9 protein-coding genes are annotated in these 9,569 nt (G+C 72.9%); 3 read left to right on the plus strand and 6 right to left on the minus strand.

All coding sequences use genetic code 11. The annotated features are described in order from the left end of the window. Positions 1-83 precede the first annotated feature (83 nt). The 3 genes from C5N14_RS16470 to C5N14_RS16480 form a co-directional block, all read right to left on the minus strand. Positions 84-1,061 carry a carbohydrate kinase family protein gene (locus tag C5N14_RS16470; protein ID WP_117669001.1) on the minus strand — a complete coding sequence of 326 codons (978 nt, stop codon included), beginning with the start codon at positions 1,059-1,061 and terminating at the stop codon, positions 84-86. 272 nt (positions 1,062-1,333) lie between these two features. Next, positions 1,334-1,702 carry an iron-sulfur cluster insertion protein ErpA gene (gene erpA / locus C5N14_RS16475; protein WP_117669002.1) on the minus strand — a complete coding sequence of 123 codons (369 nt, stop codon included), beginning with the start codon at positions 1,700-1,702 and terminating at the stop codon, positions 1,334-1,336. Positions 1,703-1,969: 267 nt separating this feature from the next. After that, positions 1,970-3,130 carry a glycerate kinase gene (locus tag C5N14_RS16480; protein WP_207892761.1) on the minus strand — a complete coding sequence of 387 codons (1,161 nt, stop codon included), beginning with the start codon at positions 3,128-3,130 and terminating at the stop codon, positions 1,970-1,972. A 71-nt stretch (positions 3,131-3,201) separates the two neighbouring features. Here C5N14_RS16480 and nadA point away from each other — a divergent pair, with 71 nt between their 5' ends. From nadA to C5N14_RS16495, 3 genes are all read left to right on the plus strand, one after another. Then, positions 3,202-4,398, plus strand: a complete 1,197-nt coding sequence (gene nadA / locus C5N14_RS16485) for a quinolinate synthase NadA (RefSeq protein ID WP_117669003.1) — start codon at positions 3,202-3,204, stop codon at positions 4,396-4,398. Between the two features lie 214 nt (positions 4,399-4,612). Beyond that, on the plus strand, positions 4,613-5,968 hold the full coding sequence (murA, locus tag C5N14_RS16490; protein WP_117668962.1) for a UDP-N-acetylglucosamine 1-carboxyvinyltransferase: 1,356 nt from the start codon (positions 4,613-4,615) through the stop codon (positions 5,966-5,968). Between the two features lie 147 nt (positions 5,969-6,115). Continuing rightward, on the plus strand, positions 6,116-6,721 hold the full coding sequence (locus tag C5N14_RS16495) for a DUF3043 domain-containing protein (protein WP_117668963.1): 606 nt from the start codon (positions 6,116-6,118) through the stop codon (positions 6,719-6,721). Between the two features lie 25 nt (positions 6,722-6,746). Here C5N14_RS16495 and C5N14_RS16500 read toward each other — a convergent pair whose 3' ends face one another. The 3 genes from C5N14_RS16500 to C5N14_RS16510 are packed head-to-tail and all read right to left on the minus strand — an operon-like array spanning position 6,747 to position 9,443. Continuing rightward, complete coding sequence (locus C5N14_RS16500; RefSeq protein WP_117668964.1) at positions 6,747-7,745, minus strand: ATP-binding cassette domain-containing protein; 999 nt, start codon at positions 7,743-7,745, stop codon at positions 6,747-6,749. Continuing rightward, the gene (locus C5N14_RS16505) at positions 7,742-8,599 is read right to left on the minus strand and encodes an ABC transporter permease (protein ID WP_243639663.1); all 858 of its coding nucleotides are present in this window, start codon (positions 8,597-8,599) and stop codon (positions 7,742-7,744) included. Before C5N14_RS16505 ends, C5N14_RS16500 begins: the two co-directional genes overlap by 4 nt. Next, entirely contained in the window at positions 8,592-9,443 is an 852-nt protein-coding gene (locus C5N14_RS16510; RefSeq protein WP_117668965.1) for an ABC-2 family transporter protein, read from the minus strand. Before C5N14_RS16510 ends, C5N14_RS16505 begins: the two co-directional genes overlap by 8 nt. Positions 9,444-9,569: the final 126 nt, after the last annotated feature.

A 9,569-nucleotide genomic window follows, 5' to 3' on the forward strand; every position in this document is an offset into this window, starting at 1 on the left:
GGCAACTGTGTCGGCGTGTCGTGCCACTCAGCCGCAGACGATCATCGCGTGCTGGTCAGTTCAGCGCGCCGGCCGGGCCGGGCCTACGGCAGCAGATGCGGCCGGACATCCTCGGCGGCGACGTCCCCGTACGACTCGGCGAGCCGCTTGACGAACAGGTCGCGGCGCACCTCGTACTCCTGGGTGCCGACGGTCTCCAGCACCAGGGTCGCCAGCAGGGAGCCGACCTGGGCGGCCCGCTCCAGCTCCAGGCCCCAGGAGAGCGCGGCGAAGAAGCCGGCCCGGAAGCCGTCCCCGACGCCGGTGGGGTCGACCGCCCGGGTCTCCCGGGCGATCGGCACGTGGATGGCGCCGAAGTCCCGGCCGACGATCTCCACACCGTTGCTGCCCAGCGTGGTCACCCGGATCTTCACCCGGTCCAGCAACTGCGCGTCGGTGAACCCGGCCTTGCTCTGCAGCAGCGACTTCTCGTACTCGTTGGTCATCAGGTACTCGGCGCCGTCGATCAGGCCCACCACGTCCTCGCCGTCCATCCGGGCGAGCTGCTGGGACGGGTCGGCGACGAAGGCGTACCCGCGCTCGCGGCACTCGGCGGAGTGCCGCAGCATCGCCGCGGGGTCGTTGGCGCCGACCAGCACGAGGTCGAGCCCGCCGAGCCGCTTCGCGACCGGGGCCAGCTCGATGTTGCGTGCCTCGCTCATCGCGCCCGCGTAGAAGGAGGCGATCTGGCACATCTCGGTGTCGGTGGTGCAGACGAACCGGGCGGTGTGCGCCACCTCGCTGACGTGCACCGAGTCACAGTCGACGCCGTGCCGCTCCAGCCAGGAGCGGTAGTCGGCGAAGTCGGCGCCGACCGCACCGACCAGGATCGGGCGCAGGCCGAGCTGCCCCATGCCGAAGGCGATGTTGGCGGCCACCCCGCCCCGGCGCAGCACCAGGTCGTCCACGAGGAAGGACAGCGAGACCTTGTCGAGCTGGTCGGCGATGAGCTGGTCGGCGAACCGGCCGGGGAAGCTCATCAGATGGTCGGTCGCGATCGAGCCGGTCACGGCGATCTTCATGTCAACCCTCGCGGTCGGGAGCACGGCGCGGGTCAGCCTACCGGGCCGGCCGGTGTCGTGGTCGCGGGTCGGACGAGGATCGGTCACGTTCCGTTCGGCCCCGCGTCGACGGCCGGACACCCGGCGTCAGCCCGGGACGGATCCACCCTGGTCGGTCCGCCGCGACAGCGCCCGTGGGCGGCTACGGACGGCGCAGCCGTCCGGCAAAAAAGACAACGGGGCCACCCCCGGATCGGGGGTGGCCCCGCCGCATCGGCCGAAGGGGCGCCGACTCAGCTGAACGAGTCGCCGCAGGCGCAGGAGCTGCCCGCGTTCGGGTTGTCGATGGTGAAGCCCTGGGCGTCGATCCGGTCGGCGAAGTCGATGGTGGCGCCGGACAGGTAGGGGGCGCTCATCCGGTCGACGACGACCTCGACGCCGTCGAAGTCGGTGACGACGTCGCCGTCGAGCGAGCGCTCGTCGAAGAAGAGCTGGTACCGCAGGCCGGAGCAGCCGCCTGGCTGCACCGCCACCCGGAGCCGCAGGTCGTTGCGGTCCTCCTGCTCGATCAGGGCCTTGACCTTCTGCGCCGCGACGTCGGTGAGGACGACGGAAGTAGGGGTCTTGGCCTCGGTCGACTCGGTCTGCGCTGGCGTGGTCACGTGGAAATCTCCCTGCGCGGTCTGGGTCTGGACGCACTGGCCAACGTCTCGCGTCGTCCAGTGATTCCCGATGTGGTCGCAGACCCGATCGTACGCCGCCTCGGCCGGGACCACCCCTTCGACGTGATCCGGGCCCGGGATCCCGCCGGATAGGGGCCCGCACACACCCCGCGAGGCCGTCCTAGGAGGATAGGTGGGAAGCGGACGTTCGACGGCGCCGCCAGCCGCGGGGGTGAGCGGGCCGTCGGCCGCCCACCCGGCCGGCGCTCAACGGCTCCACTGGCGGGCCAGCCGGGCGCCGAGCTGGCGCAGCCCCTCCGCCGGGCGGCTGAGCGCCGCGGCGAGCCCGCCACGCTCCTCCCCACCGAAGTGCTCCACCAGGCTGTACGCGTCGGTGACGCCGGCCGAGGCCGCCTCGCGCCGCCCGGTGCTCACCTGCCCGGCCAGCACCACGCAGGGCACCCCCCGGTCCCGGGCGGCCCCGGCCACCCCGGCGACGACCTTGCCGCGCAGCGACTGGTGGTCGAAGGAGCCCTCGCCCGTGACCACCAGGTCGGCCGCGTCGAGCGCGGCGGGCAGCCCGATGGCCTCGGTGACCAGGCCGATGCCGGACTCGCACCGGCCGCCGAGGGCCAGGATCGCCGCGCCGAGGCCGCCCGCCGCGCCGCCGCCGGGCAGCGCGCCGAGGCCCGCCGGGCAGCCGGGCAGGTCCCGTTCCAGTACGCCGGCGAAGCGCTCCAGCGCGGCGTCGAGCAGCAGCACGTCGGCGCGGGTCGCGCCCTTCTGCGGGCCGTAGACGCTGCTGGCCCCGTGCAGCCCGAGCAGCGGGTTGTCCACGTCGGTCGCGGCGACCAGGGTGGCGCCCCGCAGCCGGGGCGCGCCGTCCAGCCCGGCGACCCCGGCCAGCGCCGCCCCGCCGTACGGCAGGGCGCGGCCGGCCTCGTCGAGCGCGGTGACGCCGAGCGCGGTGAGCAGACCGGCCCCGCCGTCGTTGGTGCCGGAACCGCCGAGCCCGATCACCACCGTCCGGGCGCCGTGCTCCACCGCGGCGGTGACCAGCGCGCCGAGCCCGTACGAGGTGGTGGTCTTCGGGTCGCGCTCGGCGGCGGCGAGCAGGTGCAGGCCGCACGCCTGGGCGCTCTCCAGGTACGCCGTGCCGTCGCCCGTGAGCAGGATCTCACCGTCGGCCGGCCGGCCGAGCGGGTCGACGGTCGGCACCGGCACCCGGCGCCCGCCGAGCGCCTCGGCGAGGACGGCGACGAAGCCCGGACCGCCGTCGGTGAGCGGGCGGATGAGCAGGTCGTCGGCGTCGGCCACCTCCCGCCAGCCCTCGGCCACCGCCGCGGCGACCTCCTGGGCCGACAGCGTGCCGGCGAACTTGTCGGGGCAGAGCAGCACGCGCATGCCGAGCAGTGTGGCAGGACACATCGGCACGGGGCAGTGCGGCAGCCCACACCGGCACGGACCGCCTTCTCGCCCGGCTGTGGAACCATGTGGTCGTGACTTCGACCTGGGTGGAACCCTCCAACACCGCGACGGCCCTGCTGCTGCTCGGCCGCGGCAGCGACCCCGCCACCGAGCGTGGCGTGGAGTGTCCGGGCGACCTGCCGGCGCCCAGCGACCCCGACCTGGTGGCCCGGGCCACGGCGGCGAAGGCGGCGCTGGGCGACAGGGTCTTCGTGCTGGGCCACCACTACCAACGCGACGAGGTGATCCAGTTCGCCGACGTGACCGGCGACTCGTTCAAGCTGGCCCGCGAGGCGGCGGCCCGGCCGGACGCGGAGTACATCGTCTTCTGCGGTGTGCACTTCATGGCCGAGAGCGCCGACATCCTCACCACCGACAGCCAGAAGGTGGTCCTGCCCGACCTGGCCGCCGGCTGCTCGATGGCCGACATGGCGGTGCTGTCCCAGGTCGAGACCGCGTGGGACGTGCTGACCGAGCTGGGCGTGGCGCAGGACACCGTCCCGGTGACGTACATGAACTCCTCGGCGGACATCAAGGGCTTCGTCGGCCGCAACGGCGGCGTGGTCTGCACCTCGTCCAACGCCAGGCGGGCGCTGGACTGGGCGTACGCGCAGGGGTCGAAGGTGTTGTTCCTGCCCGACCAGCACCTGGGCCGCAACACCGCCGTGCTGGAGCTGGGCCTCTCGCTCGACGACTGCGTGCTCTACGACCCGCACAAGCCCAACGGCGGGCTCACCGCCGAGCAGCTCCGCGACGCGAAGATGATCCTGTGGCGCGGGCACTGCTCGGTGCACGGCCGGTTCACCCTGGACAGCGTCGACGACGTCCGCGAGCGGGTGCCGGGGGTGAACGTGCTGGTGCACCCGGAGTGCCGGCACGAGGTGGTCACCGCCGCCGACTTCGTGGGCTCGACGGAGTACATCATCAGGGCCGTCGAGGCGGCCCCGGCCGGCTCGGCGTGGGCGGTCGGCACCGAGCTGAACCTGGTGCGCCGGCTGGCGCTGGCCCACCCGGACAAGCAGATCATGTTCCTGGACAAGGCGGTCTGCTACTGCTCGACGATGAACCGGATCGACCTGCCGCACCTGGTGTGGGCACTGGAGGAGCTGGTGGCCGGCCGGGTGGTCAACCAGATCACGGTGGACCCGGACACCGCGCACCACGCCCGGGTGGCGCTGGACCAGATGCTGGCCCTCCCCGGCGCCGACACTCCAGCGCCGACATCCTGATCACCCTGCGTGACAGTCTGATGCGTTTACGCACCTGACACCCCGATTCATGCCCTCCGGGGCGATGTGACCGCATCCATTCTGGTCACCGAGGGCTATGCTGCCGGTGCGACGACACACCTGGGCCTGTTTACCGCCGGCCGCATCGCGGGTACCACCCCACCCACTCCCGCATCACCACAAACACGGCAGCACCGACGCGCTGGAGGTTGCGTTGACCGACGACGTCCTGGTCGTACACGGAGGTACTCCGCTGGAAGGGCGGATCCGCGTGCGCGGCGCGAAGAACCTGGTTTCCAAGGCGATGGTCGCCGCCCTGCTGGGCGACAGCCCCAGCCGGCTGTTCGACGTGCCGCGCATCCGCGACGTCGAGGTGGTCCGGGGGCTGCTCGGCCTGCACGGGGTCAAGGTCACCGACGGCGAGGAGGACGGTGAGCTGGTCTTCGACCCGGCCAACGTCGAGAGCGCCAGCACCGACCAGATCAACGTGCACGCCGGCTCCAGCCGCATCCCGATCCTGTTCTGCGGGCCGCTGCTGCACCGGCTCGGCCACGCGTTCATCCCGGACCTGGGCGGCTGCCACATCGGGCCGCGCCCGATCGACTTCCACCTCCAGGCGCTGCGCGAGTTCGGCGCCACGGTCGACAAGACCCCGGAAGGTCTGCACCTGTCCGCCCCGAACGGGCTGCACGGCACCAAGTTCGCCCTGCCGTACCCGAGCGTCGGCGCCACCGAGCAGGTGCTGCTCACGGCCGTGATGGCCGAGGGCGTCACCGAGCTGCGCAACGCGGCCGTCGAGCCGGAGATCATCGACCTGATCTGCGTGCTGCAGAAGATGGGCGCGATCATCAAGGTACACACCGACCGGGTGATCGAGATCCAGGGCGTGCCGAAGCTGCACGGCTACACCCACCGGCCGATCCCGGACCGGATCGAGGCGGCGAGCTGGGCGGCGGCGGCGCTGGCCACCCGCGGCCACGTCGAGGTGCTCGGCGCGCAGCAGGCCGACATGATGACCTTCCTGAACGTCTTCCGCTCGGTCGGCGGCGAGTACGAGGTCACCGACGCCCGGCCGCCGAAGCTGGGCGACCCGGGCCAGGAGGGCGGCATCCGGTTCTGGCACCCGGGCGGCGAGCTGAAGTCGGTGGCGTTGGAGACCGACGTGCACCCCGGCTTCATGACCGACTGGCAGCAGCCGCTCGTGGTGGCGCTGACCCAGGCCCGGGGCCTGTCGATCGTCCACGAGACGGTGTACGAGCAGCGGCTCGGCTACACCGAGGCGCTGAACACGATGGGCGCCAACATCCAGGTCTACCGCGACTGCCTCGGCGGCACCCCGTGCCGGTTCGGCCGGCGCAACTTCAAGCACTCCGCGGTGATCGCCGGCCCGAGCAAGCTGCACGCGGCCGACCTGGTCATCCCGGACCTGCGCGCCGGGTTCAGCCACCTGATCGCCGCGCTCGCCGCCGAGGGCACCTCCCGGGTGTACGGCGTCGACCTGATCAACCGGGGCTACGAGGACTTCGAGGCCAAGCTGGCCGACCTGGGCGCCCACGCCGAGCGGCCGTGACACCGCCCACGCCGAGCGGCCCCGGCCACGTCGGACGGCCGTGACACCGCCCACGGCGGGGGGTCGCCAGTAACCTCGCTCACCTCCGCCCCGCGCCCGGTGCACCGCGATGTGCACCGGGCGCGGGCGTTTGGCTACCCTTTCCCCGTGCCGTCGCTGTTTCGCCGCAAGTCCTCCGACCTCGTCGACGAGTCCGTCACCTCGGTGACGCCCGACGAGGCGTCCGCGCCCGCCCGCCGGGGCTACACCCCGAGCAAGAAGGAACTGGGGCGGGAGACGCCGAAGCGGCCCGTCGCCGGCCGCCGGCCGGCCGGCCCGACCAAGCCGCTGACCAAGGAGGAGGCCCGGGAGCGGCGACGGCGGTTGCGCGCCGAGTCGTCGGCCGAGTTCCGCCGCGAGGGCGGCCCGCGCGATCGCGGTCCGGAGAAGCTGCTGGCCCGCAACGTGGTCGACTCCCGCCGTACGGTGGGCACCTGGTTCTTCGGCGGGGCGCTGATCGTGCTGCTCGGCTCGAACCAGGCGATGCCGCCGATCGTCCGGCTGATCTCGAACATCCTCTGGGGCGCGCTCGCCCTCGGCGTGGTGATCGACTCGGTCCTGATCAGCCGCAAGATCAAGAAGCTGGTCCGGGAACGCTTCCCGAACAGCGGCGAGCGGCTGGGCTCGCTCTACCTGTACGCGATCATGCGGTCGATCACCTTCCGCCGGATGCGCGCGCCGGAGCCCCGGGTCAACATCGGCGACCCGGTCTGACCCGTACCGGGCGGGACGGCGGCGGTCAGGAAGTGATTCCTGCCCTGCCGAACGTTTCGGGGAGCCCTCCCGGGCCGGCGTAGAGCCGGGCGACGACCTCCTCGATGTCCGGCTCGACGATCGAGATGTCGCGCAGGCTGGCCAGCCCGGCCAGTGCGGCCACCACCTCGGCGGCGCCCGCCGACTCCAGCGCGAAGACCAGTCGGTGCCCCTCGGCCTCGACCCGGCGCAGCGGCGCGCCGGGCAGCTCCGGCGGCTCCGGCAGGGCGGCGTCCAGGTCGGCGACGACGAGGCGGCGCGAGCCGTACCGGTCGTGCAGCGCGGCGATCGTGCCGTCGTGCACCACCCGACCGTGGTCGACCACCACGAGCCGCCGGCACAGCCGCTCGATGTCGGCCAGGTCGTGGGTGGTGAGCACCAGGGTGGTGTCGCCGGCCCGGCCCAGCTCACCCAGGAATCCCCGCACGGCCTGCTTGCTCACCACGTCGAGCCCGATGGTCGGCTCGTCGAGGAAGAGCACCTCCGGACCGTGCAGCAGGGCGGCGGTCAGCTCACCGCGCATCCGCTGGCCGAGGGAGAGCTGGCGGACCGGGGTGTCCAGGAAGCCGTCCAGGTCGAGCAGGTCGCGGCAGCGGCGCAGCCGGGCGGCGTGCTCGGCGGCCGGCACCCGGTAGACGTGCCGGAGCAGGTCGAACGAGTCCCGCAGCGGCAGGTCCCACCAGAGCTGGGAGCGCTGGCCGAAGACCACGCCGATGCGCAACGCCAGCCGGGTACGCTCGGGCACCGGGCGCAGTCCGCAGACGCGCACCTCGCCGGAGGTGGGGGTGAGCACGCCGGTGAGCATCTTCAGGGTGGTGGACTTGCCGGCGCCGTTCGGGCCGATGTAGCCGAGCATCTCGCCCCGCGCGACGAGCAGGTCGATCCCGTCGACCGCGCCGACGCTGCGCTTCTCGCGGCGCAGCCGCCCCGCCCTGACCCGGACCGTGAACTCCTTGCGCAGGTTGCGTGCCTCGATGACGCTCATGACCCCGTACTCCGGTAGTGGCGGACCCCGACGCGCCAGGCGGTGGCGGCGAGCGCGGCGGCGACCAGCGCGACCGCCGGCGCGGCCCACCCGGCCCAGGCCGGCAGGCCGAGCGGGTCGGCGCGGCCGAGCAGCGCCAGCGCCGGCTGGTAGCTGACGAAGGCGAACCCCATCCCGTACGCGAAGACCGCGCGGAACCAGCCGTCGAAGACCGTGACGGGGTACGACGTGAAGTCGCGCCCGCCGTAGGTGACCGAGTTGGCCAGTTCCCCCGACTCCGTCCAGTAGAACGAGACGGTGGCGGTGGCCACGAAGACCGAGCCGAAGAAGACCACCCCGGCCAGCGGGGCGAGGAGCACCAGCGCCACCCGGCCGGGGGTCCAGTCGATCCCCGCCGAGCCGACCGCCACGACGAGCACGGCCAGGCCGAAGAGCGCCCGGGACACCTTGCGCAGCGGCAGGTCCATCAGCAGGAGCTGGGGCAGCGCGCCGAGCGGACGCACCAGCACGGCGTCGAACAGGCCGGTGCGCACGTACCGGGGCAGCCGCTCGATGTTGCCGACGAGCAGGTCGGCGGTGGCGAAGGCGGCGGTGGACAGGCCCACCATCACCAGCGTCTCGCGGAGGGTGAACCCGCCCAGTTCCCGGGTGACCCCGAAGATCACCAGCACGGTGACCACGTCGAAGACGGTGGCCCCGACGTTGCCGACCAGGTCCACCACGAACGACGTCCGGTACGCGGCCTGCGACCGCGCCTGCGCCCCGAGCAGCGCCCGGTACGCGGCGAGCCGGCCGGACCGCGGCCGGGGACGCCCCGGTGGCCGCTGCCGGGGCAGGGCGACCGGCTCAGCCACCCTGCACCACCAGCCGGCGCTCGGCGCGGCGCTGCACCAGCCGGCAGAGCGCCAGGACCGCCGCCGCCCAGCCGACCTGCACCGCGACCAGCCCGACCTGGGTGGCCGTCGAATCCCGCTCGACCAGCACGTCGAGCGGGATCTGCAACAGGCTCGGGAACGGGGTGCCGAACTGCAACGCCAGGTACACCGCGTCGGGCAGGAAGGGCAGCGGGAAGTAGAGCCCGGCGAGCATCCCCGAGGCGAGGACCCAGAGGATCTGCGGGCCCCGGACGTCCTCAAGCCAGTAGGCGGTGGCGTTGACGAGGAACCGGCAGCCGAAGCTGAGCACCACCGCGAGCAGCACGGAGGTTACGAACAGCGGCACGGTCGGCCAGCGGGCGGGCAGGTGGACGTCGAAGAAGAGCGGGCCCACGAGCACCGGCGGCAGCAGCCGGGACACGCCGGCCCAGCCGGCCCGTCCCAGGTCGGTGGCGAGGTAGCTGGTCACCGGGTGGACCGGCCGCAGCAGGTCGCTGGCCACCTCCCCGGTGCGGATCCGGTCGGCCAGGTCGGTCCAGCCCCAGAGCAGGACCACCGCCAGCAGGCCCTGCCCGGCCCAGACGAAGGTGGCGAGCTGTTCCCGGTCGTACCCGGCGGCGCCGCCGGCCGCGCCGGCCACGGCGAGCAGGACGTAGCAGCGCAGGAAACCGAAGACGGTGTTGGTGACGGCGCCGGCCACCGCCGCCTGGCGGTACGTGGCGTATCGTCGGAATCCCGATCCCGCTATAGCCCCGAATGTCCGAAACCATAGGATAACGTTTGACTCGGTGGCCGGTGCCACAGTGGCGGTGACCGAGCCCACGCCGTTACCCTCCTTCCGCAGCCACACCGTGCCGGACCGGGCGACTTTACCGGCAGGCTGGGCGCCCAGCGCGACAATTTCCAACGAGGTGACATCGCCGTGAGCGAGCGACGCGAGCCGGGCACC

It is taken from the genome of Micromonospora sp. MW-13, assembly GCF_003434305.1.
In the GTDB taxonomy this organism is placed as follows: Bacteria; Actinomycetota; Actinomycetes; order Mycobacteriales; family Micromonosporaceae; genus Micromonospora.